Source organism: Nocardia sp. NPDC059764 (genome assembly GCF_042732555.1).
Classification (GTDB): domain Bacteria; phylum Actinomycetota; class Actinomycetes; order Mycobacteriales; family Mycobacteriaceae; genus Nocardia.
This window is the reverse complement of the sequence record NZ_JBHWHH010000106.1, coordinates 1-25,930: the sequence shown is the minus strand read 5'-3', so window position 1 is coordinate 25,930 and position 25,930 is coordinate 1. Positions and strand designations below refer to the sequence as shown.

The 25,930-nt window shown below is 67.4% G+C and carries 31 protein-coding genes; 16 read left to right on the top strand and 15 right to left on the bottom strand.

Annotated features, from left to right (window positions below):
* Positions 1–495: 495 nt before the first annotated feature.
* The 3 genes from ACFV4K_RS22745 to ACFV4K_RS22735 all read left to right on the top strand — a co-directional run bounded on the left by ACFV4K_RS22745 (position 496) and on the right by ACFV4K_RS22735 (position 1,942).
* Positions 496–1,149 (top strand): alpha/beta hydrolase, encoded by a 654-nt coding sequence (locus ACFV4K_RS22745; RefSeq protein WP_379277490.1) that lies wholly within the window; start codon positions 496–498, stop codon positions 1,147–1,149.
* Between the two features lie 21 nt (positions 1,150–1,170).
* A complete protein-coding gene (locus tag ACFV4K_RS22740; RefSeq protein WP_379277488.1) occupies positions 1,171–1,341 on the top strand; it encodes a hypothetical protein in 171 nt (56 codons plus the stop codon).
* 109 nt (positions 1,342–1,450) lie between these two features.
* Positions 1,451–1,942, top strand: coding sequence for a hypothetical protein (locus ACFV4K_RS22735; RefSeq protein WP_379277487.1), 492 nt, complete (start codon positions 1,451–1,453; stop codon positions 1,940–1,942).
* Positions 1,943–2,085: 143 nt separating this feature from the next.
* On the opposite strand, the gene ACFV4K_RS22730 is transcribed toward ACFV4K_RS22735, so the two are convergent.
* Positions 2,086–2,328, bottom strand: coding sequence for a hypothetical protein (locus tag ACFV4K_RS22730; RefSeq protein WP_379277485.1), 243 nt, complete (start codon positions 2,326–2,328; stop codon positions 2,086–2,088).
* Positions 2,329–2,560: 232 nt separating this feature from the next.
* On the opposite strand from ACFV4K_RS22730, the gene ACFV4K_RS22725 reads away from it, so the two are divergent.
* Positions 2,561–2,836 carry a LemA family protein gene (locus tag ACFV4K_RS22725; RefSeq protein ID WP_379277483.1) on the top strand — a complete coding sequence of 92 codons (276 nt, stop codon included), beginning with the start codon at positions 2,561–2,563 and terminating at the stop codon, positions 2,834–2,836.
* Here ACFV4K_RS22725 and pip read toward each other — a convergent pair.
* The gene (gene pip / locus ACFV4K_RS22720) at positions 2,833–3,795 is read right to left on the bottom strand and encodes a prolyl aminopeptidase (protein WP_379277498.1); all 963 of its coding nucleotides are present in this window, start codon (positions 3,793–3,795) and stop codon (positions 2,833–2,835) included. The two genes, ACFV4K_RS22725 and pip, sit on opposite strands and share 4 nt — an antisense overlap.
* Before the next feature lie 138 nt (positions 3,796–3,933).
* On the opposite strand from pip, the gene ACFV4K_RS22715 reads away from it, so the two are divergent.
* Both ACFV4K_RS22715 and ACFV4K_RS22710 read left to right on the top strand, forming a co-directional pair.
* Entirely contained in the window at positions 3,934–4,509 is a 576-nt protein-coding gene (locus ACFV4K_RS22715; protein ID WP_379277482.1) for a chorismate mutase, read from the top strand.
* Positions 4,510–4,785: 276 nt separating this feature from the next.
* On the top strand, positions 4,786–5,499 hold the full coding sequence (locus tag ACFV4K_RS22710) for a dioxygenase (protein ID WP_379277496.1): 714 nt from the start codon (positions 4,786–4,788) through the stop codon (positions 5,497–5,499).
* A 40-nt stretch (positions 5,500–5,539) separates the two neighbouring features.
* On the opposite strand, the gene ACFV4K_RS22705 is transcribed toward ACFV4K_RS22710, so the two are convergent.
* From ACFV4K_RS22705 to ACFV4K_RS22690, 4 genes are all read right to left on the bottom strand, one after another.
* Entirely contained in the window at positions 5,540–6,193 is a 654-nt protein-coding gene (locus ACFV4K_RS22705; RefSeq protein ID WP_379277480.1) for a hypothetical protein, read from the bottom strand.
* A 95-nt stretch (positions 6,194–6,288) separates the two neighbouring features.
* Positions 6,289–6,714 carry a hypothetical protein gene (locus ACFV4K_RS22700; RefSeq protein ID WP_379277478.1) on the bottom strand — a complete coding sequence of 142 codons (426 nt, stop codon included), beginning with the start codon at positions 6,712–6,714 and terminating at the stop codon, positions 6,289–6,291.
* 40 nt (positions 6,715–6,754) lie between these two features.
* The gene (locus tag ACFV4K_RS22695) at positions 6,755–7,120 is read right to left on the bottom strand and encodes a hypothetical protein (protein WP_379277476.1); all 366 of its coding nucleotides are present in this window, start codon (positions 7,118–7,120) and stop codon (positions 6,755–6,757) included.
* 59 nt (positions 7,121–7,179) lie between these two features.
* Entirely contained in the window at positions 7,180–7,677 is a 498-nt protein-coding gene (locus tag ACFV4K_RS22690; RefSeq protein ID WP_379277474.1) for a hypothetical protein, read from the bottom strand.
* 218 nt (positions 7,678–7,895) lie between these two features.
* Here ACFV4K_RS22690 and ACFV4K_RS22685 point away from each other — a divergent pair, with 218 nt between their 5' ends.
* From ACFV4K_RS22685 to ACFV4K_RS22675, 3 genes are all read left to right on the top strand, one after another.
* Positions 7,896–8,348 carry a hypothetical protein gene (locus tag ACFV4K_RS22685; RefSeq protein ID WP_379277473.1) on the top strand — a complete coding sequence of 151 codons (453 nt, stop codon included), beginning with the start codon at positions 7,896–7,898 and terminating at the stop codon, positions 8,346–8,348.
* A gap of 44 nt (positions 8,349–8,392) precedes the next feature.
* Positions 8,393–8,812 carry a VOC family protein gene (locus ACFV4K_RS22680; RefSeq protein ID WP_379277495.1) on the top strand — a complete coding sequence of 140 codons (420 nt, stop codon included), beginning with the start codon at positions 8,393–8,395 and terminating at the stop codon, positions 8,810–8,812.
* A gap of 110 nt (positions 8,813–8,922) precedes the next feature.
* Positions 8,923–9,288 (top strand): hypothetical protein, encoded by a 366-nt coding sequence (locus ACFV4K_RS22675; RefSeq protein ID WP_379277471.1) that lies wholly within the window; start codon positions 8,923–8,925, stop codon positions 9,286–9,288.
* Positions 9,289–9,681: 393 nt separating this feature from the next.
* Here the strand turns inward: ACFV4K_RS22675 and fgd are convergent, their stop codons facing one another.
* The 3 genes from fgd to tal are packed head-to-tail and all read right to left on the bottom strand — an operon-like array spanning position 9,682 to position 13,411.
* Positions 9,682–10,686, bottom strand: a complete 1,005-nt coding sequence (gene fgd / locus ACFV4K_RS22670; protein WP_379277469.1) for a glucose-6-phosphate dehydrogenase (coenzyme-F420) — start codon at positions 10,684–10,686, stop codon at positions 9,682–9,684.
* Positions 10,683–12,296 (bottom strand): glucose-6-phosphate isomerase, encoded by a 1,614-nt coding sequence (gene pgi, locus ACFV4K_RS22665; protein ID WP_379277467.1) that lies wholly within the window; start codon positions 12,294–12,296, stop codon positions 10,683–10,685. Before pgi ends, fgd begins: the two co-directional genes overlap by 4 nt.
* Entirely contained in the window at positions 12,293–13,411 is a 1,119-nt protein-coding gene (gene tal / locus ACFV4K_RS22660) for a transaldolase (RefSeq protein WP_379277466.1), read from the bottom strand. The genes pgi and tal overlap by 4 nt, the downstream gene beginning before the upstream one ends.
* A gap of 152 nt (positions 13,412–13,563) precedes the next feature.
* Between tal and ACFV4K_RS22655 the strand changes: the two genes are divergently transcribed.
* Entirely contained in the window at positions 13,564–14,421 is an 858-nt protein-coding gene (locus ACFV4K_RS22655; protein ID WP_379277464.1) for a DeoR/GlpR family DNA-binding transcription regulator, read from the top strand.
* Positions 14,422–14,513: 92 nt separating this feature from the next.
* Here ACFV4K_RS22655 and ACFV4K_RS22650 read toward each other — a convergent pair whose 3' ends face one another.
* Entirely contained in the window at positions 14,514–14,867 is a 354-nt protein-coding gene (locus ACFV4K_RS22650; RefSeq protein WP_379096961.1) for a VOC family protein, read from the bottom strand.
* Positions 14,868–14,978: 111 nt separating this feature from the next.
* Positions 14,979–15,203 (bottom strand): hypothetical protein, encoded by a 225-nt coding sequence (locus tag ACFV4K_RS22645; RefSeq protein WP_379277462.1) that lies wholly within the window; start codon positions 15,201–15,203, stop codon positions 14,979–14,981.
* Between the two features lie 332 nt (positions 15,204–15,535).
* On the opposite strand from ACFV4K_RS22645, the gene ACFV4K_RS22640 reads away from it, so the two are divergent.
* Positions 15,536–16,498, top strand: a complete 963-nt coding sequence (locus tag ACFV4K_RS22640; RefSeq protein ID WP_379277460.1) for an MHYT domain-containing protein — start codon at positions 15,536–15,538, stop codon at positions 16,496–16,498.
* A gap of 121 nt (positions 16,499–16,619) precedes the next feature.
* A complete protein-coding gene (locus tag ACFV4K_RS22635) occupies positions 16,620–18,209 on the top strand; it encodes a Na+/H+ antiporter (RefSeq protein ID WP_379277459.1) in 1,590 nt (529 codons plus the stop codon).
* Positions 18,210–18,225: 16 nt separating this feature from the next.
* On the opposite strand, the gene ACFV4K_RS22630 is transcribed toward ACFV4K_RS22635, so the two are convergent.
* A complete protein-coding gene (locus ACFV4K_RS22630; protein ID WP_379277493.1) occupies positions 18,226–18,810 on the bottom strand; it encodes a YdcF family protein in 585 nt (194 codons plus the stop codon).
* A 172-nt stretch (positions 18,811–18,982) separates the two neighbouring features.
* Here ACFV4K_RS22630 and ACFV4K_RS22625 point away from each other — a divergent pair, with 172 nt between their 5' ends.
* Positions 18,983–19,882 carry a rhomboid-like protein gene (locus tag ACFV4K_RS22625; RefSeq protein ID WP_379277457.1) on the top strand — a complete coding sequence of 300 codons (900 nt, stop codon included), beginning with the start codon at positions 18,983–18,985 and terminating at the stop codon, positions 19,880–19,882.
* On the opposite strand, the gene ACFV4K_RS22620 is transcribed toward ACFV4K_RS22625, so the two are convergent.
* Genes ACFV4K_RS22620 through ACFV4K_RS22610 form a run of 3 tightly spaced genes read right to left on the bottom strand, consistent with a single transcriptional unit; the run spans position 19,781 to position 21,880 of the window.
* On the bottom strand, positions 19,781–20,968 hold the full coding sequence (locus tag ACFV4K_RS22620; RefSeq protein WP_379277456.1) for a cation:proton antiporter: 1,188 nt from the start codon (positions 20,966–20,968) through the stop codon (positions 19,781–19,783). The genes ACFV4K_RS22625 and ACFV4K_RS22620 overlap by 102 nt on opposite strands.
* A 5-nt stretch (positions 20,969–20,973) precedes the next feature.
* Positions 20,974–21,456: a cation:proton antiporter regulatory subunit gene (locus ACFV4K_RS22615; RefSeq protein WP_379277454.1), complete on the bottom strand. Its 483-nt coding sequence runs from the start codon at positions 21,454–21,456 to the stop codon at positions 20,974–20,976.
* A gap of 55 nt (positions 21,457–21,511) precedes the next feature.
* The gene (locus tag ACFV4K_RS22610) at positions 21,512–21,880 is read right to left on the bottom strand and encodes a DUF952 domain-containing protein (protein WP_379277491.1); all 369 of its coding nucleotides are present in this window, start codon (positions 21,878–21,880) and stop codon (positions 21,512–21,514) included.
* Positions 21,881–22,128: 248 nt separating this feature from the next.
* Between ACFV4K_RS22610 and ACFV4K_RS22605 the strand changes: the two genes are divergently transcribed.
* From ACFV4K_RS22605 to ACFV4K_RS22595, 3 genes are all read left to right on the top strand, one after another.
* Positions 22,129–23,163, top strand: a complete 1,035-nt coding sequence (locus tag ACFV4K_RS22605; RefSeq protein WP_379277452.1) for an AraC family transcriptional regulator — start codon at positions 22,129–22,131, stop codon at positions 23,161–23,163.
* Between the two features lie 244 nt (positions 23,164–23,407).
* Positions 23,408–25,207, top strand: coding sequence for an acyl-CoA dehydrogenase (locus ACFV4K_RS22600; RefSeq protein WP_379277451.1), 1,800 nt, complete (start codon positions 23,408–23,410; stop codon positions 25,205–25,207).
* 475 nt (positions 25,208–25,682) lie between these two features.
* Positions 25,683–25,877, top strand: coding sequence for a hypothetical protein (locus ACFV4K_RS22595; protein WP_246597932.1), 195 nt, complete (start codon positions 25,683–25,685; stop codon positions 25,875–25,877).
* Positions 25,878–25,930: the final 53 nt, after the last annotated feature.

Below are 25,930 nucleotides of genomic sequence, written 5' to 3'. Positions count from 1 at the left end.
GATCGCGCACCACCCGGGCCTCACCGATCAGGCGAGCCCACTCCGTGACACCGCCCGCATCACCGGTACGAGTGGACGGAATGCCAAGAGCCACAAACAGATTCGATACCTGACCCGCACACGGCCGGGCTGGGAAATCAGGGTTTCACCGGATACGCGCGGACGCACCGGCTGATTACCGTGATCCCGAGAGCGGCCGGCGATCGGGAGGAAGTCCTGTTGACGAAGAAGTTTCCACGACCGAGACGGCGACGGCCCGCAAGCGCGGCGGTCTACTGATGCTCGCCGCCGCGGTGGTTCTGATCGGGACCGTGGCAGGAATCGGTATCTTCCGAACCGCTTCGGCAGGTTCGTCTGCCGCCACCGCACTGGATCGCTTCACCCATCAACAGTTGGCGTGGGGTGCGTGCGAGAGCGATCTCCTGGACCGGGGCGGCGCGCAGTGCGCGAACGTGACAGTGCCAGCTCGGATCCACACGTGCGGAGGTTCGCGCGGTGGTCTCCGGCCTGATCGAACAGGCTGCGCGGCAACCGATCCGGATCGGCTCCTACGAGGTGGACGACCATTGGCTGCCGTCGGTGCTGTTCGGCTATCTGCACGACTCCCGCCGGTTCGACGAGGCGGCGAACGCGCTGCGGCAGATCGTGGACGCCGCCGCCGGACAGCCGGCCGAGCCCAGTGTGGATTTGGAGCAGTCGCTGAGCGGGTTGTTGCGCGCGCCAACCGAAGACGCCGTCGCCTCCATGGAATCCTCGACGGCTGTGGTGTGCGGCGACGTGAGCGCGCAGCGCGACCCCGGCTGGTACCACCGCAACGTGGAGGCCAGTCGCGCCGCCCAGCCGGTGTTCGGGCCACTGGTCAACAACATCTCCCCGTGCGCGTTCTGGCCCGCGCCCGTAGAACCGCGCGTCGAGGTACACAACGCGACGCCTGTGCTCATCGTGCAGGCCACCGGTGATCCGGTCGCGGCCTATCAGGAAGGCGTCGGTCTGCACCGAACCATGACCGCGTCCCGACTGGTGACCCTGCAAGATGTCATCGTGCACGGAGCGTTCACCGTGCGGAGCAGCTGTATGAGTCAGGCCGTCGAAACCTACCTTCGCGACGGTGATCTGCCCGCCAGCGATCTCACCTGTCACGCGGACTGAAGCTGTTCGCTGCGGTCGGCAATGCCCGACCCGCGGGTGGCCAGGTCCTATCGCCGATCCGTCGCCAAGGCCGACTACGGGGTGACCATGGATCGCGCCTTCGCCGAGGTGATGCCGGAATGCGCCGGGACCACCCGGCGGCCCGGCGGAAGATCAACTGACCGCGACGATCCGGCGGCGAGCGCACACTGAAATGCCGACGACAGGGCACTCTCGGGGATTGGTCACAGCGGTCAGTAATCTGTGTTCGTCGATTCCGCGAGGTAGCCTGGGGCGCGCGGTACGGCGGGAGGGATGTGGTTTGGCACAACGCTGGGTGACGATCTGCCTGCCCCCGGATGCGATCGATGACGTGGAGGCCGCGATCACGCGAGCTCTCGCTCCATTCGAGATGCGGCGAGGATTCCCGGAACGAGATATGTGGGACACGTGGCAGATTCGGGATGGCGGAGGAGCCGGGTTCTACGTCCGACAGGGTCATGAGGACGATCCTCGGCTGATTCACGACGGCCCCAACCAATTCGGCATCGTGCTGCTCCCCACCCGAGGCGAGTGCGCGGGTGGCCCGAAGTCCCTGCTGAACGTCGCGGTGCACAACCTGTCAGAGCCCGATGTACTCACTCTCGACGGTTGGTGGGCCGAGTGGAGTGGCATTCGCCGACATAAGGATTGGGGCGAGACCACGTCCGGTAAGGACGAACCCGACTGCCCGATACCACCGGGCGGCATCGAAAACTACCTGGAGGCACTCCCCGACGACACAGTGCTTGTTCGGGTCTGTTGCTACGGCTAGCAACGCCCTCTATGCCGCATACCGCGCTGACCGAACCGGCCAGCGCGGGCGCCGGCGGCCGGAACCTGATGCGGTGCAGATCGTCCTCAACTGCCGATTACCGCGTCCTCTACGGCGGCTGGCCGCACCGTAGCTTCGAAAAGTTATGCCCGGCGCTCACCGCGACAGCGGTAACCACCGTTACGCCGATCAGACCTGACGGCCCATGCCAGTGCAGCGCAGAGGCCGCCGAACATGATGCCTCCAGCCAGCAAGATTCCCACCCCGACAATGGCGGTAGCGAGCGCAGGAGTGCCGAAGCCGAAGTACACGGCGAACGGACTCGACAGCATTGCGCCGATGAAGCCCCCGATCAAGGCCACGACGAGGACGGGTCGGTCTTTCATGAATCCGACTCTAGCCTTCGAGCAGTCATTCACTCCGTCCAAGACACCCAGCATCACAGACATCCGCTCATGCCGCTACAAGGCCGTTCGGGCCGCTAGGCAGCGTCGGCCGAACACACCAACACGCTGATCGCCGGGGTATCCAGAGGGGCTGCTGAGCTGCTGCTCGGCAGCCCCTTCTTAGGGCCAGATCGACGGAGTCGCAACAGCCGAGAACACCCTGACCGCAGCCTTGTCGCAACTGTCGGCTCTCGCCGAGCAGTATCCCGACCTGGGAGCCATCCACAACTACGTGGCATTGCAGCGGGAACTGAGCGACGTCGAGGATCGAATCGCCGCGACCAGGCGGCTCTACAACGCGAACGTCCGTGCCCTGAACACGAAAGTCCAATCCATCCCAGCCGCCCTCGTGGCTTCGCTGCACCATGTCTCGCCCGAACAGTACTTCGAGATCAGTAGGCCCGAAGCCCGAGCAGCGGTCCAAATGGACCGGCTGTTCAGGGCCTAACCGATCCGATCGGCGTCGGGCTGCGCGAAGCGGGAGATGGCATGGGCGAGTGCCTCGCCCATGGCGGGGCTCCCGGTGTGGCCCGAGTCGTCGATGATGCGTAGGCGGGCGTCCGGCCAGACTTTCGCGAGTTCCCACGCCGTTTCAACCGGGGCGCTGAGATCGAGGCGACCGTGGATCAGTTCGCCGGGGATGCCGGCCAGACGCCAGGCCTCGCGCAGCAGCACGCCTTCGTCGAGCCACGCCGCGTGCGCGAAGTAGTGCGTGCAGATCCGGACGAAGGCGAGCATGGCGTCGTCCGGCTTGGCGCTGTATTGCCCTGGGCTGCCCAGGGATTCGTGGGCGATCACCGCGTCCTCCCAGCGGCACCACTCGATCGCGGCGCTGCGGCGCAGCTCCGGGTCCGGGTCTTCCAGCAGCTGACGGTAGCCCTCGACCGGGTCACCGTCGCCGGGCACCGCGGCCCGGAATCGCTCCCAGTCGGCGGGCAGCAGCCGCGCGAGATCGCGGTACAGCCAGTCGATCTCGCGGCGCCTGGTGCTGGTGACGCCGACCAGCACGATCCCGGTGACCCGCTCCGGGTATCGCTCGGCATAGGCGAGGACGAGCGTCGAGCCCCAGGACCCGCCGTAGAGCAGCCAGCGGTCGATGCCGAGATGGGTGCGCAGCCGCTCCATGTCGGCGATCAGGTGTTCGGTGGTGTTCACCGCCATATCGGTGCCCGGGTCGGCGGCGCTCGGAATGCTCCGTCCGCAACCGCGCTGATCGAACTGCACGATCCGGAAAATGTTCGGATCAAACGACTTCCGTGGTCCCGGGCTGCTCCCGCTGCCAGGCCCGCCGTGCACCACCAGCACCGGCCTGCCCGCCGGGTTGCCGCTGGCACACCAGTACACCTGGTTTCCGTCGCCGACCTCGAGCAGTCCGTCGGCGTACGGGTCGATCGGGGGAAAGAACATCGGCACGGATGCCGAGGCTAGCCGACGAACGGGCCGAACTCGAGCCATCGCGAACCAAGACTCACCACGCCGACCCTGTCATCGACCAGGCGCTTCTTGTCGTCCGGGTAGCGTGGGCGCGTGGGAAGCACCGGGGCTATGAGGAATCTGGCGATTGCGGCTGCCGCGGCGATAGTTCTGTTGGCGGGGCAGGGCGGCGTGGCCGAGGCGGACGCCGGGAGTGCGGAGCGGCTGGTGGGGTTGCTTGCGGAGCGGCTCGCTACCGCGGACACCGTCGCGGCCATCAAATGGGAGGCCGCGGTTCGGGATGGGGGTGAGCCGGTGATCGATGATCCGGGGCGGGAGGCGGCGATTTATGACGCGATGGCTCAGGCGGGGGCGGAGCGGGGGCTGCCCGGGGGTCTGGTGCGGCAGGTTTTTCAGGGGCAGATTGAAGCCAACAAGATTGCGCAGCGGGGGTTGGTGACGGAGTGGCGGTATGGGCTGGCGGTGGCTGGGGTGCCGGGTGGGGATCTCGCGGATGTGCGGCCGGTGATCGATGGGCTGAATACGGCGATACTCGCCGAATTAGCGTCTGAACGAATGGAATTGGCTGCAGCCGATTGTCCGGCGCGGGTCGCGGCGGGAGTGGTCGCCATCGCCGGGAGCAAGCGGCTCGACGCGTTGCATGCTGCGGCGTTGGTGCGGGCGTCGACGCCTTTGTGCGACGGCTGATCGTTCGGCCGACCCGCATAGGATGCGGCCGGGACCGCCGACTCACCAGCTTCGAGCCGACTCTGTACGAGGTTCCGGCCGAGAGCGGGTCGCGCACCGGATCCGAGAGCCACGGCCGCTCTCGGCTACTTCACAGCTTCGCCGGAGGTCGAGGCGGCGCGGGGCTCCATACGGTTCGAAATCGAACAGTGAGGACGACGAAAGAGGTCTGCGGTGGAACTGCATTCCGACGGTGGTCACGAGCGGCATGAGCACGATCTCGGGCTGGCGCACGATATGCGGGTGATGAATCGGCGGCGCGCGTTGTGGGCGGTCGGGGCCGCGGGTGTCGCGGCGGTGGCGGCCGGTTGCTCGCGAAGCGGCGGGTCGAACGCGTCGGCGACGAGCGGCGCTACCAGCTCGGCGGCGAACGGCTCCGGCACGACGGCCGCCGCACCGCAGGAAACGGCGGGGCCCTACCCGGGCGATGGTTCCAACGGACCGAATGTGCTGATCGAGTCGGGGGTGGTGCGTTCAGACATTACTACCAGCCTCGGCGCGTATTCCGGTGTGGCCAACGGCGTTCCACTGACGCTCACACTGAATCTCGAGGACCTCACCAAGAACGGGGAGGCCGGTGCGGGCATGGCCGTCTACGTCTGGCACTGCGACCGCGACGGCAACTACTCGCTGTACAGTCGCGGAGTCACCGATCAGAACTATCTGCGCGGCGTGCAGGTGGCCGACGCGAACGGCACCGTCACCTTCACCTCGATCTTCCCCGCCTGCTACTCGGGCCGCTGGCCGCACATCCACTTCGAGGTCTACGACTCACTGGCCAACGCGGTAGCGGGCGAAAATGCCCGTCTCACTTCGCAGATCGCACTGCCACAGGACGCGTGTACCTCGGTCTACGCTCCAGCAGCACCTTTCGCCGACTCACACCACGATCGCATGCGGCGCGAGCCGGTCGGATCCAGGGCCAGGCGCGGAGGGCTCCATGCTCGGTGAACCATGAAGCACAGCGGGATACCGATCCGCCGACCGGAGGTCAGTGACGTAGCAGAGGACGCCCTTCGAGCGCGGCTGCCCAGAGCGTCTTCGCGGCATCTTCGGCGTCACCATCCAGGAACTCGGGCAGGAGGATGTCGGCCGCGTCATCCGCGTCCGCGTCCTCGAGGTAGTCGCCATCGGACACGCGCAGACGCCGGGCGTTCAGGTCCCCGTTGAACGCGACTTCGCCCCTGTCCCAGGTTTCGAGCCATGCACCCGCGGATGTCGCCCCGTGGACGACGAGCAGCCCCATATCGGAGAGTTCCGTCATCAGCAGGCCCCCGATGGTGAGTGAGCCGCCAACGAACAGATTGCTGTCCATGAGGCACATGAGGTGCTGTGCGGTGACCGAACCGGTGACATAGAGCGGCGTGTAGACGTCTCCGTTCAGCATGCGCATCGGACCGTTGACCGTCAGGTCGCCGTCGATCACGTACACGGTGTCCGGTGCCAGATCGGGATCGTTCCCGATCGACAAGGGCCCGTCGATGGTGAGGTCACCCTGGTGGACGAAGAAGCACTCCGGTTCTTCCCCGAAGACTTCCTCCAGGTCCTCCACGCGGGTGTCGCTGGCTTCGCCGATGTCGTAGCGCTCCGCCGCCTCGGACAGCGGTACCGATTCCCAACGTGTGGACCATTGCTCGAAGGACACCTGACTCCTCGCGTTCTATTCGATCCCGATTGCTTTGTAGCACAGCACAACTCGCTCATCGGGTCTTGCATACCTCGACGCTCGACCACCCCGCCTCACGATCCCCAGAAGATCCTCCAGGCCCCGCCTTCCTCCTGGTCGATGCCTTCGAAGAAGACGTGATGCACGTCGATGCCGCCGAACCACTGCGACTGGGGGCGAGTACGCCGTTCCGTTTCGGTGATAGCGGCCACCAGGTCACGGACGGTGAACCATTTGCCGTTCGGCGCCCGGTGGGCGACGGGTTCACCCTCACCCTGCAGATTCAGCATGGCCGATTCCAGAACCACACGGTCGAGCTCATCAGCGGTCAGGTCGCGAAAGTCGTTGTCCTCGAATACCTCCAGTGCGAACGAGAGCTCTTTGATCTCCGCGGTCGCTTTCGCCCGCTGATTCGAGAGGTTCGCCGCGATGTCTACCGTCGGCTCGGACAGCTCGATCGACAGCGTTCCGGATAACCCGTTGAAGAACTCCAGTGACATGCGAGCATGGTCGCATGGCGCACCGACATATCGGCTCGGGTCAGCGCCTCATCGCCGCAAGGGTTCTGGAGTCGGCGGGGTCGGCGGTGGCCAAGGCGTCGGCGACCGGGATGCCCCGGCGTTCGGCCAGCCTCAGCCGCTCGCGAACCTCGCGCGGAGTACGCGGGCGGTAGCCGGGACCGGTGCCGCAGCAACCGCCGTAGAAGGTCAGACCGGAGTCGAGGACAGCGGTGAGGGCTCGCCACCCGGCCGTGTCGGCTCTTCTGGGCACCTCGAGGTGCGGCCCCGCGTCGATGAGCTCCCCGGCACATCGCACACACCAGCCCGCACCGACTCCGATCGACCCCTTACAGGAGACCCGGCAGTGCAGGCAGACGCGATGTGTCCGGCTCGGATAGATGCACATGCCGGCACCGTACGCAGTGAACCCATCTCGGTCGAGCCATGTGCCATGAAGCGAATGACTCAGTCCTTCAGTGGTGTTTCCTTGTCGTCGCCCTGGGGAAAGAGGTGGTCGAAGCCGATGGCGAAGGAGTTGTCGGTGGGGTCGACCATGAGGTCGAAGGTGTGGCCTCGCGTCAGGCCGGAGTGGTTGTCCAGGGTGCAATCCGCGGTGAAGGGGTCGAGGGTGGGGCCGGTGATGCGGATTGTCAGGTCGGCTGTGTCCGGGTTCTCGCCGCCGGGGTGAATCTCGTTGACGGAGAGGACTTCTCCGATGCCGGGGACTCCGACTGTTTGGAATCGTCGCCCTGTTCGGCGCCATTCGTAGGTGCTGGCGACCAGACCCAGGCCGATCGGGAAAGTGAAGACGCTGGCACACAGGCCGTCGGCCCATCCGTAGCCGGTCAGTCCGAGGATTGGGCCGATCAGCGTCAGGGCGGCGCCTGTGGTGTAGGTGAATACGCCGGCGTAGGGGCCGATGAGTTCGACCTGTCTCGGTCCTTCGTTCTTGCTACGAGCCATTTCGGTTGCAGCGTAGCCGGTGAGGCAGCAGGACGGATGTGTCGTAGGGGTGCGTTTGGATGGTGGGGTGAGCGAGATGATGCGGCTGCCCGAGATTCAGGTGCTTCGTGACCGTTGCCGGGCGATGGCGATGCTCGATGCGATCCTCAGCCCGGAGTGGGAGTACCGGGTACTACTCCTTCGACTCCATATGGGGTGAGGGCGAGGAGGTCGCGTCGATGCGGAACGGATCGGGGGATGACTGGTTCATTGTCTTCAGTGGTGCGGGGGTTTATGGGCGCGGATTCGATCACGAAGCCCCCGACGTGCCGGACGTGCTGCAGGCGGTTCCGAGAGTCTTCGAAAGCTACGTGACGGAACCTGCTTTCGCCGCTCATGACGGGGCACCGCGTGCGACCGTGTGCTTCTGGCGTGAGCCTGCCGACTCCGAGTGGGGTGTGGCGGTGTCCGATCGGGGCGGGGAAGGCTTGTTCGAGCTGCTGATCGAAGGGACGCCGCAGGCATACCAGCGATGGGCTGAGGACTATTACGAAACCACCGTGGGCCTTTCCGAGATAGAGCACGTGTATGCGCTGCGACCATTGACGCCGGCTGTGGTGGCTCGACTCAATCCAGAGGTCGAACTGGCCGATCTCGACGCCGATATCGCCGACATCGGTTACCCGCGTTGAGAAGGTGACGCTCGCTGTCGGAGTATGCGGTTAGGGTGCCGGGCATGGGATACGAGTTTCAGGTCGTCGTGGACTGTTCCGATCCGCACACGCAGGCCGACTGGTGGGCGGAGGTGCTCGGGTGGGAGGTCGAGCCGCAGGATGAGGGGTTCATTCGGAGCATGGTCGAGCAGGGGCATGCGACCGAGGAGGAGACCACCTCTCATCGAGGGAAGCTGGTGTGGAAGATCGGTGGGGCGATTAGGCATCCGGAGCGGCCGCGGGTGCTGTTTCAGCTTGTGCCCGAGGCGAAGACGGTGAAGAACCGGATGCATCTCGACATCCGGGTCGGCGAGGAGAAGCGGGCGGCGGAGGTCGAACGGCTGATCGGTCTGGGCGCGAAGGTGCTGCATGACGGGAGGCAGGGACCGTTCACGTGGGTGACAATGGCCGATCCCGAAGGTAACGAATTCTGCGTGGCCTGAGCTGCGGCTGGTTACCATCAAGAGCGATTCTTCCCGTGGCAGTTGATGTTTCAGGAGGTCGAGCGATGTTTGTCACCAGGTGTGCGGCGGTCGCGGTCGTGGGGGCCGCGATGACGCTGCTGGGATCGGGCCCGGCGAGTGCCGCCCAAGAGGACGAGTTCATCACTCTGAATTCCGTGGTGACTTCCACACCCGATGGCTTGAATGCCACCGGAACCTATATGTGCGACGGCGGAATCGGATATCTCGATGTTTCCGCGCAGATGGGCACCAGCGGCAGCGGTATGATCCAGCTGACCAGCTCGCCGCCGGGAGTGACCCTGCAATGCTCGGGTCGGGTCGAGACCTGGTCCGTGACGCTGAAGCCGACCAATGGTCTGCCCGTGCTCGTGCCGTACACCGAAGGCACCGGCAAAGCCCAGCTGAACCGCAAGTACTGGAAGACCGACTCCGGTCAGGTGGCCCTCCACCTCTGAGCACCCGAATTATCGATGTGCGTCGTGAGAACTCTGCCGGGACGCGGGTCGGATCCGGCTGAACCCCTGAGCTTCTGGCCACGTCCCCGCAGCGCCTACAGGCTGGTTCAGCGGCGACCAGCCGAAACCTCTATTCCAGCCGCCGTCATTCGGCGAATACGCGTTCAGTGTGGCCGCCGAAGGCTTTTCGCATGGCGGACAGGGATTTGTTGGCGTACGAACCTCCGTCACGGGAGGCGAAGCGGGAGTACAGGGCGGTGGTGAGTACCGGGGCGGGGACGGCCAGGTCTATCGGCGCGGACCAGCCGGCGGGCCACGCCGGAGCCCATTCGGCCCGCGCCGACCATTCCGATATGCATGGGGAGATCCTTCGAGGCGGAGATCGGGTGCGGCTCAGCCGAGTTCGCGCAGGCGCGGGAGGAGGTCGGTGGCGAACTGGGTGAGGAAGCGTTCCTGGTCGTGGCCGGGACCGTGGAAGACGAGGTGGTTGAGGCCCGCGTCGAGGTACGGCTCGAGGCCGGCGATCGCCTCGTCCGGATCGGAGGCGACGATCCAGCGCTTGGCGACCTGTTCGATGGGGAGCCGGTCGGCGAGGGCTTCCATTTCGACCGCGGAGTCGACGCTGTGCTTCTGCTCGGGGGTCAGCGACAGCGGCGCCCAGAAACGCGTATTGGCCAGGGCCAGTTCGGGGTCGCGGTCGTAGGAGAGTTTGATCTCGATCATCTTGTCGATGGTCGAGGGGTCGCGCTGGGCGGCGGCCGCGCCCTCGGCGACGGCGGGCATGAGCTTGTCGTTGTAGAGCTCCATACCCTTGCCGGAGGTGCAGATGAAGCCGTCGCCGGCGCGGCCCGCGTACTTGGCGACGACCGGGCCGCCCGCGGCGATGTAGACGGGGACCGGCTGCTCGGGGCGGTCGTAGATATTGGCCTTCACGGTGGTGAAGTGCTCGCCCTCGAACGACACATCGGATTCGGTCCAGAGCTTGCGCATCAAGGTGACGGATTCGCGCAGGCGGGCGAAGCGTTCCTTGAATTCCGGCCATTCGCGGCCGGAGACGGCGATCTCGTTGAGCGCCTCACCGGTGCCGACACCCAGCATGACGCGACCGTTGGACAGCAGCGACATGGTCGCGAAAGCCTGGGCGATGACGGCGGGGTTGTAGCGGAACGTCGGGGTGAGGACGCTGGTGCCGATCTGGACGCGGCTGGTGCGCTCGGTGACGGCCGACATCCACGACAAGGCGAACGGCGCGTGCCCGCCATTGTGCCGCCAGGGCAGGAAGTGGTCGGACACGACCACGCTGTCGAGGCCCAATTCCTCGGCGCGCACGGCGTATTCGACGAGGTCACGGGGGCCGAACTGCTCGGCGGAGGCCTTGTAGCCGATCTTCAGGGTCATCGTAGTACCGCTTTCTCAGGGTGATCGGCCGCCTTGCGCAGGCGGCGGTAACGTTCGATGAGGGCATTGGTCGAACTGTCATGTGACAGTTCACAACCGGACTCGATGTCGTCGAAAATCCGTGTCGTGAGGATCTTTCCGAGTTCGACGCCCCACTGGTCGAACGAGTTGATGTTCCAGATCCATCCCTGCGTGAACACCTTGTGCTCGTACAGAGCGACGAGCGCGCCCAGCGAGTACGGGGTCAGCTCATCCAGCAGGAGGGTGCTGCTCGGCCGGTTGCCGGGAAACGCGCGATGCTCCCCCGCGTCGTCGCTGGTGCGACCGAAGGCCAGCGCCTGCGACTGGGCGAACAGGTTCGCCATCAACAGGTCATGATGCCCGGTCAGATCATGCGCGGCCGTGAGCACGCCGATGAAATCGCAAGGGACCGTGACGGTTCCCTGATGCAGCAGCTGAAAGAAGGCGTGCTGGCCATTGGTTCCGGGCTCGCCCCAGACGATCGGCGCGGTGCCGACGCCGACCGGATTCCCGTCACGATCGGCCGACTTGCCGTTGCTCTCCATCTCGAGCTGCTGCAGATACGCGGGCAGCCGAGCGAGCCGCTGATCATAAGGCAGCACCGCATGCGTCTGGGCGTCCCAGAAATTGCGATACCAGATACCGAGCAGCCCGAGCAGGACCGGCAGGTTGCGATGCGCTGGCGCGGTGCGGAAGTGGACGTCCATCGAATGCGCGCCCGCGAGGAACGACCGGAACTGCTCGGCGCCGATCGCGATCATCACCGACAGGCCGATCGCCGAGCTCAGCGAGTAGCGGCCGCCTACCCAATCCCAGAACTCGAACATATTGGCCGGATCGATGCCGAAGGACGTTACCTCGGCACCGTTCACCGACACCGCGACGAAATGCTGTGCCACAGCGGCAGGCTCGTCGAGCGCGTCGATCAGCCAATCCCGGGCGGCGCGCGCATTGGCGAGGGTCTCGACGGTGGTGAACGTCTTCGACGACACCACGAACAGCGTCGTCGCCGGGTCGAGATCGTGCAGCGCCCGGGTCAGATCATGCCCGTCCACATTGGAGACGAATCGCGATTCCAGTGTGCCCGTGCCGTATTCGCGCAGGGCCAGGCACGCCATCGCCGGTCCGAGATCCGAGCCTCCGATCCCGATATTGACCACGGCCTGAATGGGCTCGCCCGTCGCCCCGCGCCACTCCCCCGACCGAACGGCCTGCGCGAATCCCGCCATCCGCTCGAGGGTGCCCTGCACGGCGGGCACGACATCGACGCCGTCGACCTCCACCACCGCGTCCGCGGGCGCACGCAACGCCGTGTGCAGTACCGCGCGCTGTTCGGTGACATTGATCGGCGCACCGGTGAACATCGCCTCGACGCCCGCGGCCAAACCACGTTCGGCGGCGAGTTCGACCAGCAGGTCGATGGTTTCACCGGTGACCAGATTCTTCGAATAGTCCAGCACGATCCCGTCGTGCTCGACGGTCATCGCCGGACCCCGATCGGGCGTCCGCCCGAACAGCTCCGAGATCCGCTCCCCCGCAAGCTCTTCGCGGTGCGCGGCCAGCCGCGCCCACGCCGGGGAGTCGGTCATCCCCGCACCGCGGCGCCACGGTCGGCCAGCGCCGATTCGACCCCGGCGATCAGCTCACGCCACGCCTGCTGGAACTTGGCGATGCCCTCCCGCTCCAGCTTGGCGGAGATGTCGTTCATGTCGATGCCGAGCGCGTCGAGCTCCCCGAACACCCGGCGCGCGTCGTCGTAGCGGCCGGTGACCTGGTCGCCGGCCACCTTGCCGTGATCGATGACCGCCGCGAGAGTCGGTTCGGGCACGGTGTTCACGGTCCCGGGCGCGACCAGGTCCACCACGTACCGGGTGTCGTCGTAGGCGGGATCCTTCACCCCGGTCGACGCCCACAACGGCCGTTGCGGCCGCGCACCCGCCGCGGCCAGCGCCGCCCAGCGCTCGCCGCGCAGGGTCTGCTCGAAGGCCTCGTAGGCGAGCACCGCGTTCGCGATGGCGGCGTGGCCACGCACCGCCATCGCCGCATCACTGCCCAGCGCGTCGAGCCGGGCATCGACCTCGGAATCCACGCGCGAGATGAAGAACGAAGCGACAGAAGCGATCCGGGCGATGTCGTGCCCGTTCTCGCGGGCCAGCTCCAGCCCGGCATGGAAGGCGTCGAGCACATCCCGATACCGCTCGAGCGAGAAGATGAGCGTCACGTTGACGCTGATCCCGCGCCCCAGGATGGCGGTGATCGCGGGCAGTCCGGCGGGCGTGGCCGGAACCTTGATCATCAGATTGGGCCGGTCGACCAGCCACGACAGCAGGATCGCTTCGCTCACCGTGCGCTCGGTGTCGTGCGCCCACGCCGGATCGACTTCGAGGGACACGTAGCCGTCGAGCCCGTCTGTCGCGGTGCACACCGGCCGCAGCACGTCGCAGGCGGCCCGCACATCCCAGCTGGTGAGGATGCGCGCGGCGTCGGCGGTGCCCATACCGAGTTGCGCGAATTCACGCAGCTGCGTGCCGTACTGCTCGGACCCGCGCAGGGCGGCCTCGAAGATCGCCGGATTGGTGGTCACGCCGGTGATGCCCCGATCGACCCATTCGGCCAGTCCACCGGATTCGATCCGGCCGCGGCTCAGGTCGTCCAGCCAGAGGGAGACGCCTTCTCGGGCGAGGAGCTGCAACGGATCACTCATACGAATACCTCTGACACAGTCTGCGATTGCTCGGTTTCGAGCAGATGTTGCACGAAATCATGCAACCGTGGCCGATTGCTGTCAATGTTTCGCGCAGGATCGCGTACCATCCGAGACGGCGACGATGGCTCGACAACCCTTCAGGAGGTCCGTTGCTCTCCAGCACCCGCCGGCGTCAGATCCTCGACAGGCTGACCACCGACGGCTACGTCGAGGCGAAGGAATTCGCCCGCGAGCTCGGAGTGGACACCTCGACCATCCGCCGTGACCTCGAAGCCCTCGAACGCGACGGCCAGATCCAGCGCACCCACGGCGGCGCGCGGCCCATCCCCGGCGTCACCTCGGATCTGCCCTATTCGGCGAAGAGAAACACACGGCTGCAGGAGAAGTCGGCCATCGCGCGGGTGGCCGCGGGCCTGGTCGCCGACGGCGACACGGTGATCCTCGACAGCGGCTCGACCACCTACGAGGTCGCGGTCGCGTTGCGCCGCCGCGAAAGTCTCACCGTCATCACCAATGACCTGCGCATCGCCGAGTACATCGCGGGCCTGCAACGCTTCCGACTGCTGGTCGCGGGCGGTGAACTGCTCGGCTCGGTCTACACCCTCGCCGGTGACCGCACGGTCGAATTCCTGCGCGACTACGCGGCGGACTGGGCGTTCCTCGGCGCGGACGCGGTGGACGTGGACGCCGGTATCACCAATACGAACACACTCGAGGTCCCGGTCAAGCGGGCGATGATCGCCACCGCGCGCTCCACCGCCGTGGTCGTCGACAGTTCGAAGTTCGGCCACCGCGCCCTGGCCCGGGTCGCAGGGCTCGACGAGATCCACACCCTCATCACCGATCACGGCCTCGACGAGGAGGCCGCGAAACCCTACGGCGACCACCTGATTCGGGCCGACGTCACCAAACCGCCGCGCCCCAAGCCCTGGCCGACCGTCGCGGCGGCGGCCTCCCTGGCCCCGCGCGGCAAGACCGAGCGCGAGTCAGGCGAGGCGGCGGAGTAGTTCGGCGCGGTGGTCGGCGGAGTCGGCGCCGTCGTCGACCAGCACGCGGCACTCGTGGTCGACGACCGCCTCGACCGTGACGCGCCGGTCGGTCACTTCGGCAGCGGGCTGTAGAAGACCAGACCGTTGCCCTTGTTGTCGTAGACGACCGCGCGGCGTTCGTGCGCGTCGTTGTAGGGCGCGGTCACGATGCCGCCGCCACTGGCCTCGATCGCCTTCGCGGCGGCGTCGACGTCCGCGGTCTTGATGCCCACGACCACCTGCCCGTGGATCGGGTGGTCGACGGCGGTGGCCAGCGCCAGCGTGATGGGCCCGCCGTCGATCGCCGCGAAGTGCGCGCCATCGCGGAACTTCAACGGCATGCCCAGGGTCTCGGTGTAGAAGCTGATCGACTCGTCCAGGTCATCGGTGGACAGGATGATCATCTTCACTTCATGGTCGCTCACAACAGCCTCCTGATCGGTTCCGGCCGGGTGCGCACCCGACACGGTCCCCCTCATGATGGCCGTTGCGCGCCACCGGGATCGGACAGCGACACGCGCGCGGGGGCGGCTTGTTCAGGCGGTGGCGGCGCGCGCGGCGATGAGGGCCGCGAGTTCGGCGGGGCGTTCCTCGGGGATCCAGTGGGTGGCGTCGAGGATCTCGTGGGTGAAAGGAGCCGCCATGTAGTCGGGGGTGAGGGCGGCGGACTTGGTGGCGATGAACGGATCCCGCGTGCTGGAGACGTGCGTGGTGGGGGTGGTGATCTTCCGCGTCGTCTCACGCGGGTCGACGATGAGCATGGCGCGGGTTACCTGATCGGCACGCTACGCGACAGGATCCGGCGTCGCCGCGAAAGCCGTTCGCCGACAATGCTGCCGAATGATAACTACGCCACAGGATCGGCCCAGTCGTCATGCGCATGACACATGAATCGAACCGGTCGCACCAGCCAAAGTCCTACGGGGACATGACATTCCGGATACCAGCAGGTTGCTGTTCAGTCGGAACCATCCCAGCCGGAATTAATTAAGATGAAACACTCCCTTTCAATTTCCCAATTCGAATCATGCCCGGTAGTGTGCCCCCGTCGCGTCAGCGATTGCGAAACCCCTGTTCTGGCAATGGAGTTCGAGTGCTGGAAATTCACCACTTCAGCTATGGATGGATCACCCCCGTCCTGGCCTACATCATGTCTGTCACCGGATCGCTGCTCGGTCTGCGGTGTACGGCGCGGGCCCGGTCGGGGGACGGACGTGGCGGCTGGCTCGTCTCGGCGGCGATCGCCATCGGCGGCACCGGCATCTGGGTCATGCACTTCATCGCGATGCTCGGCTTCACCATTCGCGGCGCCGTGATCCGCTACGACGTACCGCTCACCCTGCTCAGCGCCGTGATCTCGATCCTGGTCGTCTGGGCCGGGCTGTTCGTGGTGGCACGCGAGCCGTTCGGCCGCTACTCGCTGTTCGCGGGCGGCGCGGTCACCGGCGTGGGCGTCGGCGCGATGCACTATTCGGGCATGTACGCCATGCGGTCGGACGCCATGATCGGCTATGACGTCTGGATCGTGACCCTGTCCATGGTGATCGCGGTGGTCGCGGCGACCGTCGCGCTGTGGTTCACGGTGGTCATCACCGGCATCTGGGCGACCATCGGCGCGGCCCTGATCATGGGTGTCGCGGTGTGCGGCATGCACTACACCGGCATGGCGTCGATGAACGCGCACCACATGGACAACGCCCAGACCCCGCACGGCGCGGGCGCGATGGAGCTGCTCGCCCCGCTGATGATCAGCGTCAGCATGGTGACGCTGGTGCTGCTCATCCACGTCGGGCTCACCGAGGTGGACGAGCGGTCGATGATGCCCGGTCCGGCGCGGCCCATGCCGGAAAGCCGGCCCGCCCCGGAACACCGGCCCGGCTGGTCGTTGCAGGCCACCTCGCCCGCCGCCGCGCGCGGTTCGGGCCAGGACGAACCCGTCCCGCACGACTACCGGACGGCGGGGCTGTATCCGCCCGCCGCCGACTATCAGGCGCCCGGCCGCCACGAGATGGCCGTCCCCGGCGACTGGCATTCGGACCGCTACCGCGCGGGCTGAGCCGCCCGGCCGGGCAGGCTGAGAACCACCTGCCCGGCAGCCTGAGAATCACGGTTCGCGTTCGCTGAGAATCGGCACGCGGTGTTCGACTTTCGGGCACATCCGCAGCAAACTGAGCGCCGTGGACCACCATCAGCTGGAGTTGATCTTCGCGGTCCTGTTCGCGACGATCCTCGCGCAGCCGCTCGGACGACGGCTGGGCCAGGCCCCGGCGGTCCTGATGACCGCCTTCGGCGTGGTGCTCGCGCTCATCCCGCAGGTCCCCAATATCCAGATCGACCCGAAACTGATTCTGCCGCTGGTCCTCCCGCCGCTGCTGTACGCGGCCGCGCGACGCACCTCGTGGCGGCAGTTCGCCGAGAACTGGGCGGCCATCAGCCTGCGCGCGGTGGTGCTGGTCATCGTCACCACCGTGGCCGTGGCCTGGGCCTTCCACCTCTGGTATCCGGCCGTCCCGATCGGGGCGGCGGTCGCGCTGGGCGCGCTGGTGGCGCCGCCGGATCCGGTGGCGGTGTCGGCGCTGGCGGGCAAGCTCGGGCTGCCACGGCGACTGGTCGCGGTGCTCGAGGGTGAGGGCCTGTTCAATGACGTGACCGCGATCGTGCTGTACACCGTCGCGGTGCGGGCGGTGGTGTCGGGCAGCTTCTCGGCCTGGGGCGCGCTGCTCGACTTCGGGGTGTCGGCGCTGGTCGGGGCGGCGGTCGGGCTGCTGTTCGGCTGGGCCGGAAGCAAACTCATGCAACGGCTCGACGAGGCCCCGTGGCGGGTCGCGCTCGGACTCTTGCTGCCGTTCGCGGCGTACGGGTTCTCCGAATCGCGCGGCGGGTCGGCGGTGCTGGCGGTGCTGGTGTGCTCGATGTACCTGACCGACGCCGCCACCGACTTCGGCGACAGCGACTACCGCCTGGTCGGCGACTCCTTCTGGGAGATCACCGAAATGCTGGTCACCGGGTTCGCATTCGGATTGATCGGACTGGAACTGAGCACGGTGCTGCGCGACGCCGGACCGGACTGGCCGCGCTTCCTCGGCGGGGCCGCCGTCGTCATCGCGGTGGTGGTGGGGTTGCGGCTGATCTGGCTGCTGATCACCACCAAGCTCTTCCAATCCTGGTGGCGCGCCCACGATCGCGACGAGCCCTACAACTGGCGCGAGACCCTGGTCACCTGGTGGGCGGGCATGCGCGGGGTGGCGACCGTCGCGCTGGCGCTGGCCATCCCGTTCACCACCGACACCGGGAAGCCGTTCCCGGGACGCACCGAGATCCTGTTCACGGCGTTCGCGGTCGTGCTGTTCACGCTGCTGCTGCAAGGCCCGACCCTGCCCGCGGTGGTGCGCGCCACGGGCGTGCGGGCCGACACCGGTGCGGAACGCGTCATCGAGCGCGAGCTCTGGACGCGGGTGCTGCAGGCCGAAATCGCACGCCTGGAAGAGATCTCGCAGACCGAGCATCTCCCCGAGGAGGTCTACGACAGGTTGCGGGCCGGCTTCGAACGCCGCCTCGCCCACGCCGACCCCGAGGCCGCCGACAGCAATGCCCGCATGGCCACCGATCGCGCGATCGCCTTCTCCGCCAAGATGCGGGCCATCACCAATGACGTGCTGGAAGCGGGCCGCGCCGAAGCCCTGGCCGCCCGCCGCGAACCCGGCGTCCCGCCCGATGTGGTGGACCGGGTGATGCGCCGCCTGGACCTGCGCGGCGCGGCCAACTGAGCCACTCCCCGCCTGATTATCCGTCCCGGCCCAGCGACACGAGGACCGCCACGAATTCGCGCGCGAACGACTTGCGGGTCAGCAGACGGGTGGTCCGCGCCCCGGTCACTTCGGCCCGCAGACCCAGCCGACGGGCCAGCCGCTGCGTGCGCAACACGTGAAAATCACTGGTGACCACCGTGATTCGCGCCGTACGCAGGTCGATGCCGAGCGAGTCCAATTCCTCGGCGGTGAACCGCAGATTCTCCTCGGTGTTCCGGGACCGGTTCTCCGCGACGATGCCTGTCGCCGGAATCATGTGCGCCACAAGGTAATCGGCCATCGCCATCGCCTCCGGCACGGTATCGCGGCCGCTCTGCCCGCCGGACACGACCACCAGGGGCCTGCGGCCCCGCTCGTCCCGGATCACCTCGAGCGCCCGATCCAGCCGACGGGCCAGCATCGGCGAGACCCGGTCGCCGCGCAGTCGGCAGCCGAGCACGACCACCACCTCCGCGCCCGGCCGCGGCGCCCGCCGGGCCCGGCCGAGGGTGTATCCGGTGAATACGAGGAACGGCGTCACCACCGCGGCCCCGGCCCACAGCACGACGCCCCGCCACATCCGCACCCGGTCACACCTCCTGACATCGGCTCCAGCATCGAAGGCTCGCGCACACCGGCTCGATCGCATGCCCGCGCACCGCATCGACGGTAGTCGCCCGCCGCCGTCCCGCCGTGGACGCGGGTCGCGGTGATGCACTGACGAGCCCCTGACCTCGGGCTAGCATGACGCAATGGCATTGGGCACCTATCAGCCGCCCTGGCTGCGGACCGTTGACCTCGGCGAGCAGTTCCGCGCGCTCGTCCAGTGGTGGGCGGAGCCGCATCGGGTGCGGCGCGGGGTCCAGGCCTATCGTGATCTGCTCGCGGTCACCCCGGCGTGTATCGCCTACGCGTTCACCTTGTTCATCACCTGGTGGACGCTGCGCGGGGCGAGCGACATCGTGGGCCGGCGGCTGATCTTCTCGGCGTCCACGAATCTGCGCAATATGCAGCGGGATCCGATCCAGGTGCTGGTGGCTTCCGCGTTCTGGACCGACGGCGGGTTCCCCTGGACCGATATCGTCATTCTGATCACCCTGATGGCGCTGGCCGAACGCTGGCTGGGGTCGCTGCGCTGGATCGTGGTGGTGGCCATCGGCCATGTCGGCGCGACCCTGATCACCGTGCTCGGCATCGCGCACAAGCTGGACAAGCAGCTGATCCCGACCCGGGTGGCGTTCGCCTCGGATGTCGGTCCCAGTTACGGCATCTCGGCGATGCTGGCGGTGCTGACCTTCCGGCTGCGGGGTCCGGCCCGCTGGGTGTGGGCGCTGGCCATGCTGGTCTGGTACGGCTTCGGGGTGTGGCACGGGCGCACGTTCACCGACTACGGCCATTTCTTCGCGCTGCTCATCGGTTTCGCGGTGGGCGCGATCGCGGTGGCGCTCTCGCACCGGCTGATCACGGTCCGCGAGCGCAAGGCGTCGAAACGGAGTCCGGCCGTCACCGGCGGCGAGCAACCCACCGATGCGGCCGGAGACAGCACGAATTCAGCCGGGGACCGGGTCGATCCGCCCGCGGTTGCGCTGGACCAGCCGGATGGCTGGCTCGACCAGGCGGGCCACGATCGGGCCGAGCACGGCCATCATTAGCACGTAGGCCGAGGCCAGCGCCGCCAGCCGCGGATCGACCCCGCCGACCGAAACCGCCAGCCCGGCAATGACGATGGAGAACTCTCCGTGCGCCACCAGGGCCGCACCCGATCGCGCCCGGCCCATCCTCCGTATCCCCTGCCGTGAGGCCGCCCACCACCCGGTGGCCATCTTGGTCAGCGCGGTCACGATGACCAGCAATATCGCCCACCCCAGCACCGGTGGGATCGCGGTGGGATCGGTATTGAGCCCGAACGCCACGAAGAAGATGGCCGCGAACAGGTCTCGCAGCGGTTCGAGGAGTTTGGCCGCCTCCTGCGCGGTGGATCCGGAGATGGCGATGCCGAGGAGGAACGCCCCGACCGCCGCCGACACCTTCAGCGCCGAAGCCGCGCCCGCGACCAGCAGCGCCGCGCCGAGCAGCTTGAGCAGGAACACTTCCCGATCATTGCTGTCCACGATGGCCGACACGTAGCGGCCGTAGCGCAGCGCCACGATGAGCACCACGGTGATCGCCACCAGCGCGATGGCCAGCGACCGCAGCCCGCTGACGAAGCTCAGCCCGGCCAGCATCATGGTGAGAATCGGCAGATAGACCGCCATGGCCAGATCCTCGAACACCAGGATGGACAACACCACCGGCGTCTCGCGGTTACCGAGTCGCCCGAGGTCGTTGAGCACCTTGGCGACGATGCCCGAGGACGAGATGTAGGTGACGCCGCCCATGGTGACCGCGCCGACCGTACCCCACCCGAGCATGAGCGCCACCAGCACGCCGGGCGTGGCATTGGCGACGATGTCGATCAGACCCGCCACCCAGGAGCGTCGCAGCCCGGTCACCAATTCGGCGGCGGTGTACTCCAATCCGAGCAGCAGGAGCAGCAGGACCACGCCGATCTCGCCGGCCATGTGACCGAATTCGGTGGCGGCCTTCATCTTCACGATGCCGCCCTGACCGAAGGCCAGACCGCCCAGCAGATAGAGCGGGATCGGCGACATGCCGAAGCGGGCGGCCAGACGGCCCAGCATGCCGAGCGCGAACAAGATCGCGCCGAGTTCGAACAAGGCTAGGCCGGTCGAGTCCACCGGTCTCAGCCGTCGGCCAGGATGCGAGCGGCCGCGTCCAGCCCGTGCGGAGTTCCGACCACGACCAGGATGTCCCCGGAGTCGAGCACCTGATCCGGACCTGGCGACGGTTGCACCTGCCCCGCCCGCATGATCGCGACGATGGAGGCCTTGGTGCGGGTCCGCATGCCGGTCTCACCGAGCATGCGCCCGCGGTACGGCGAGCTGCCGCTGATGCTGAGCTGGCGGGTGGTGATCCCGGGTAGGTCGGAGTGCTCCTCGCGGAGCTGCTGTACCAGCTGCGGCGCGCCGAGCAGATTGGCCAGCACCGCGGCCTCGTCGGGGGACAGCGGCACCTGCGCGATGCAGGCGTCCGGGTCGTCGCGCTGGGAGACGATCAGGTCGATTCCGCCGTCCCGGTGCGCGACGACTCCGATCCGCCGGCCTGATCTGACTTCGAAGTCCTTGCGGACACCGATACCGGGCAGGGCAGTCACATCGACGTTCACGCGTCCAGACTAGGACAACCCGCGCGAATAGCGGGGAGCTCCGTCCGGGGCGTGATCAGTTCGCTTCCAGCGGGGCGAAGCCGCCGTCGGGTCCGGGCAGGAAATCGGTCACCGCGGTGACGGCCGTCAGCGGCAGCGGGCCATACAGGTGGGGGAACAGCATGGAGTCCGGATCGGTGGGCACGCCCGGCTCCCATGCCACCGGCGAGCCGAGCGCGGTGGGATCCAGGTGCAGCAGGACCAGATCGGTGCGGCCGGCGAAGAGGCGATTGGCGGGCAGGTGCGCCTGGTAGGGGGCGGACAGGTGGATGAATCCGGCCTCGGCCAGCGACGGCGCGCGGTATTCGCCTGCGGCGCGGGCGTTCTCCCACTCCTCGCGGGAGCAGATGTGCAGCAGGGCGGCCGGTGTCGTGTCCTGTTCGATTCCCACCCGTCCAATCTAGGCGAGGGCGGCTCAGGACGGCTGGGGCCGGGCCACATAGGGGGTCGACGTCGTTGATGGCGACCGGGCGGGCGCGAGGCAGGCGGCGGCGCCCCGCGGTGTCGCCGGTCCACATGCTCACGCACGGTCCGGCCGGGGTGCGGCCACGAATCAGCGAATATGGGCCGCACCAGGCACCTTACCGGCTGGTAACAGCCGTGCGGACGCCCGAAGTTTGCGAGACTTCCCGGGTGACGGAAGAGTTGGCGCGGATTCGTTCCATCACCAGCACCGCGCTGCTGGCCGATTTCGCTGTGGGCCGCGGCATTCCACTGGCCGACGTGCTGCGCGGCAGCGGCATCGGCGAACCCGCCCTGCACGACCCGTCGACCGAAATCACCATGGCACAGGAGTACTCCGTCATGGCCAATGTCGTCGCCGCCACCGACGACGAACCCGGCATGGGACTGCTCGCCGGACTGCTGTGCCATCCGCCGTCCATGGGTGTGCTCGGCTTCGCGCTGATGAGCAGCGCCAGCCTGCGGCACGCGATGGACATAGCCCTGCGCTACGCGGACCTGTCGTTCACCACCGCCCGCCACTCCCTCGACACCCGCGACACCCAGGTCTGGATCCAGCGCGACGACAGCGCGCTGCCCGCCGAGATCCGGCGCTTCGCCCTGGAACGGGATCTGGCGGCCATCGCCACCGTCCAGCAGGACCTGATTCCGATCCGCGTCCCCGCCGTCCGCGTCGAGCTCTACATCGACGCCCACCCCATCTACGAGATGTTCGGCGCGGTCTTCGGCGTCGAGGACGTGCGCTTCTCGATGCCGCAGTCGCGCATGGAATTCCAGGCCGCCACCCTGGAAACCCCACTTCCCCAGGCGAACCTGTCCACCGCCCGCTTCTACGAGCAGCAGTGCGCCGACCTGATGGAGTCCCGGCACAGCCGCAGCGGCCTCAGCGGCCGGGTCCGTCAGCTGCTCATCCGCCACGGCGGCTCCGCCGACCAGACCCGCATCGCCGCCGACCTCGACGTCAGCGTCCGCACCCTGCGCCGCCGCCTCGCCGAGGAGGGCACCACCTTCCGCGAACTGAGCCTGGAGACCGTCGGCATGCTCGCCGAGGAGCTGCTCATCGCCGGCCTCACCGTCGAGCAGGCCGCCGACCGACTCGGCTACGCCAGCGTGTCCGCCTTCGCCTCCGCCTTCCGCACCTGGAAGGGCCAGTCGCCCGGCCACTTCGGCCGCACCCACCGCGGCCGCCACGCCGTGCGGTCGTGACGCTGCCGCTCGCGGCGCGACGGTGCGATCGTGACGGTGCCGATCGCCGCACGACGGCGCGGCCCGGCAGTGCGCGCGGGCACGCATGAAGGTTCGGATGTGCGGGCGCGCTGTTACCGGAACTCCTTACCGACCCTGACCCGAGTCCGGTAACTTCCGGCGCGTCGATGCTGGTCAGCGGAGCGCGCGGGGCATCTGGTAGACCGGCAGGTACGACTTCACGTACCCGACCGTTCGAGGAACCATGAACCCCTCCACCATCATGTCCGCGCGCGACCTCGAGTTCCTGCTCTACGACTGGCTCGACGTGGAGTCCCTGACCACCCGGGACCGCTTCGCCGACCACTCCCGCGACACCTTCGACCAGGTGCTGCGTCTGTGCCAGGACCTGGCGGCCACTTATTTCGCGCCGCACAATCGCGAGAGCGATCTGCACGAGCCCACCTTCGACGGCGAGCGGGTGCACATCATCCCCGCGGTCGGCAAGGCGTTGCAGGCTTTCGCCGACGCCGGAATGATCGGCGCGGCAATGGATTACGAGGTCGGCGGGATGCAGCTGCCGCACTCGGTGTACACCGCGTGCATGTCGTGGTTCCACGCGGCCAATGTCGGCACCGCCGCGTACGCGTTGCTCACCACCGGCAATGCGAATCTGCTTGCCGCGCACGGCAGCCCGGAGCAGATCGACGCCTACGTGCGTCCGATGCTGGAGGGCCGGAGCTTCGGCACCATGGCCCTGTCGGAGCCGCAGGCCGGGTCCAGTCTGGCCGACATCACCACCCGGGCCGTGCCCGCGGCGGACGGCTCGTACCGGGTGTTCGGGCGCAAGATGTGGATCTCCGGCGGCGACCACGAGCTGTCGGAGAACATCGTGCACCTGGTGCTGGCCCGGATCCCGGGCGCGCCGGAGGGCACCCGCGGCATCTCGTTGTTCGTGGTGCCGAAGTTCCTGCCGGATGCCGATGGCACACCGACCGTGCACAACGATGTCGTGCTGTCGGGCATCAATCACAAGATGGGCTGGCGCGGCACGGTGAACACCGCGCCGGTGTTCGGCGATGGCAACTTCACCCCGGGCGGCGAGCCGGGCGCGGTCGGCTATCTGGTGGGCGAGCCGAATCACGGACTGACGCAGATGTTCACGATGATGAACGAGGCCCGCATCGGGGTCGGCCTGGCGTCCACGGCGCTCGGCTACACCGGTTACCTGAAGTCCCTCGACTACGCGCGCACCCGCCCGCAGGGCCGCCCGGTCAGCGCCCGCGGCGGCGGGCAGGTGCCGATCATCGAGCATCCGGACGTGCGGCGCATGCTGCTGGCTCAGAAGGCCTATGCCGAAGGCGCACTGGCGCTGCAGCTCTACTGCGGCAAGCTGGTCGACGAGCACCGCACCGCGGCAACCGAATCCGGCCGCGACCGGGCGGGCACGCTGCTGCGGATCCTCACCCCGATCGCCAAGTCCTGGCCCAGCCAGTGGTGCCTGACCGCCAACGACCTGGCCATCCAGATCCACGGCGGCGCCGGCTACACCCGCGACTACGACGTGGAACAGCATTACCGCGACAATCGCCTCAACCCGATTCACGAAGGCACCCACGGCATTCAGAGCATGGATCTGCTCGGCCGGCAGGTCACCCTCGACAACGGCGCGGCCCTGGCGGCCCTGCTGGAGACGATGGCGGCCACCGTCGGCACGGCCCGGGACAGCGGCGACGCCGAGCTGGCCGGATTCGCCGATGCCCTGGAGGCCGTCATGGGCCGGCTGGCCGCCACCACGGCGGGCCTGTGGGGCACGGGCAACCCCGAAGCGGCGCTGACCAATTCAGCGGTCTATCTGGAGGCGTTCGGCCATGTGGTGCTGGCCTGGATCTGGCTCGAGCAGGCGGTGGCCGCCCACGCCCTGCCCGAGTCGGCCTTCGGCCACGGCAAGCGACTGGCCGCCCGGTACTTCTTCCGGTGGGAACTCCCCCGCACCACACCGCAATTCGACCTGCTCGACTCCGGTGATCGCACCACCGTGGAACTCGACGAATCCTGGTTCTGAACACGCCGAGCGGCACGGCCGTTCGCGATGAGCGAACGATGCAGGAAGGGCATACCCCCTGATGGTATCGAAGCCCCAGGTGAACGCGAGGTCGCGCCGGTCGCGGCCCGGTCTCCGATTCAGCCGCCTTGATTACGGTTTGCTGGCGGGCAGGGCACGACAGCCAATCGGAGTGTGAGTGTCAGTGCGCCCGGGTAGTCTCCCGATAGACAACTCGATCAGCGTGTTCGAACGGGAGGTTCCTCCGTCCTGAAGGGCAGTCACCAGGACCTGTTCGCTTTCAGCGAAATCGCAGGTCGTGTTACTGAAAACACACGGGAAACTGCACGGGAACAAAGTCCTCTCGCCGAACGTCTGACAGAGTAGTCAACAAGCCACTGCTGGGAAGTAGCGGTAGCGAGGTTCGCGGAATGGTCCGCGGGCCCCCACACCAGGCGAACGGTGCGTGAACACCCAGAGCCAGGACGGAGGAGTCATGCCAGGAACCCTGACAAGCACCCCACTGACCGCGGTCGATCGTTGCGACCGCTGCGGGGCGGCTGCGCGCGTGCGCGCTACCTTGCCCGCAGGTGGAGAGTTGCTCTTCTGCCAGCATCACGCCAATGAGCACATGGACCGCCTTCGTGAGCTCGAGGCCGTGATCGACTCGGAGTCGGCACCGGCGCTGTAACAGCTCCTCCCAACTCACGACAATTCCATCTTCCCAACAGAAAACCCCGAAAG

Bases quoted from the DNA above. Each gene is read 5' to 3' on its own strand.
- ACFV4K_RS22740 (WP_379277488.1), top strand. From the start codon at position 1,171: ATGCCCGACCCGCGGGTGGCCAGGTCCTATCGCCGATCCGTCGCCAAG.
- ACFV4K_RS22730 (WP_379277485.1), bottom strand. From the start codon at position 2,328: ATGAAAGACCGACCCGTCCTCGTCGTGGCCTTGATCGGGGGCTTCATC.
- pip (WP_379277498.1), bottom strand. From the start codon at position 3,795: ATGTTCTTTCCCCCGATCGACCCGTACGCCGACGGACTGCTCGAGGTC.
- ACFV4K_RS22715 (WP_379277482.1), top strand. From the start codon at position 3,934: ATGAGGAATCTGGCGATTGCGGCTGCCGCGGCGATAGTTCTGTTGGCG.
- ACFV4K_RS22710 (WP_379277496.1), top strand. From the start codon at position 4,786: ATGCGGGTGATGAATCGGCGGCGCGCGTTGTGGGCGGTCGGGGCCGCG.
- ACFV4K_RS22700 (WP_379277478.1), bottom strand. From the start codon at position 6,714: ATGTCACTGGAGTTCTTCAACGGGTTATCCGGAACGCTGTCGATCGAG.
- ACFV4K_RS22695 (WP_379277476.1), bottom strand. From the start codon at position 7,120: ATGTGCATCTATCCGAGCCGGACACATCGCGTCTGCCTGCACTGCCGG.
- ACFV4K_RS22690 (WP_379277474.1), bottom strand. From the start codon at position 7,677: ATGGCTCGTAGCAAGAACGAAGGACCGAGACAGGTCGAACTCATCGGC.
- ACFV4K_RS22685 (WP_379277473.1), top strand. From the start codon at position 7,896: ATGCGGAACGGATCGGGGGATGACTGGTTCATTGTCTTCAGTGGTGCG.
- ACFV4K_RS22680 (WP_379277495.1), top strand. From the start codon at position 8,393: ATGGGATACGAGTTTCAGGTCGTCGTGGACTGTTCCGATCCGCACACG.
- ACFV4K_RS22675 (WP_379277471.1), top strand. From the start codon at position 8,923: ATGACGCTGCTGGGATCGGGCCCGGCGAGTGCCGCCCAAGAGGACGAG.
- fgd (WP_379277469.1), bottom strand. From the start codon at position 10,686: ATGACCCTGAAGATCGGCTACAAGGCCTCCGCCGAGCAGTTCGGCCCC.
- pgi (WP_379277467.1), bottom strand. From the start codon at position 12,296: ATGACCGACTCCCCGGCGTGGGCGCGGCTGGCCGCGCACCGCGAAGAG.
- tal (WP_379277466.1), bottom strand. From the start codon at position 13,411: ATGAGTGATCCGTTGCAGCTCCTCGCCCGAGAAGGCGTCTCCCTCTGG.
- ACFV4K_RS22645 (WP_379277462.1), bottom strand. From the start codon at position 15,203: ATGCTCATCGTCGACCCGCGTGAGACGACGCGGAAGATCACCACCCCC.
- ACFV4K_RS22630 (WP_379277493.1), bottom strand. From the start codon at position 18,810: ATGTGGCGGGGCGTCGTGCTGTGGGCCGGGGCCGCGGTGGTGACGCCG.
- ACFV4K_RS22625 (WP_379277457.1), top strand. From the start codon at position 18,983: ATGGCATTGGGCACCTATCAGCCGCCCTGGCTGCGGACCGTTGACCTC.
- ACFV4K_RS22600 (WP_379277451.1), top strand. From the start codon at position 23,408: ATGAACCCCTCCACCATCATGTCCGCGCGCGACCTCGAGTTCCTGCTC.
- ACFV4K_RS22595 (WP_246597932.1), top strand. From the start codon at position 25,683: ATGCCAGGAACCCTGACAAGCACCCCACTGACCGCGGTCGATCGTTGC.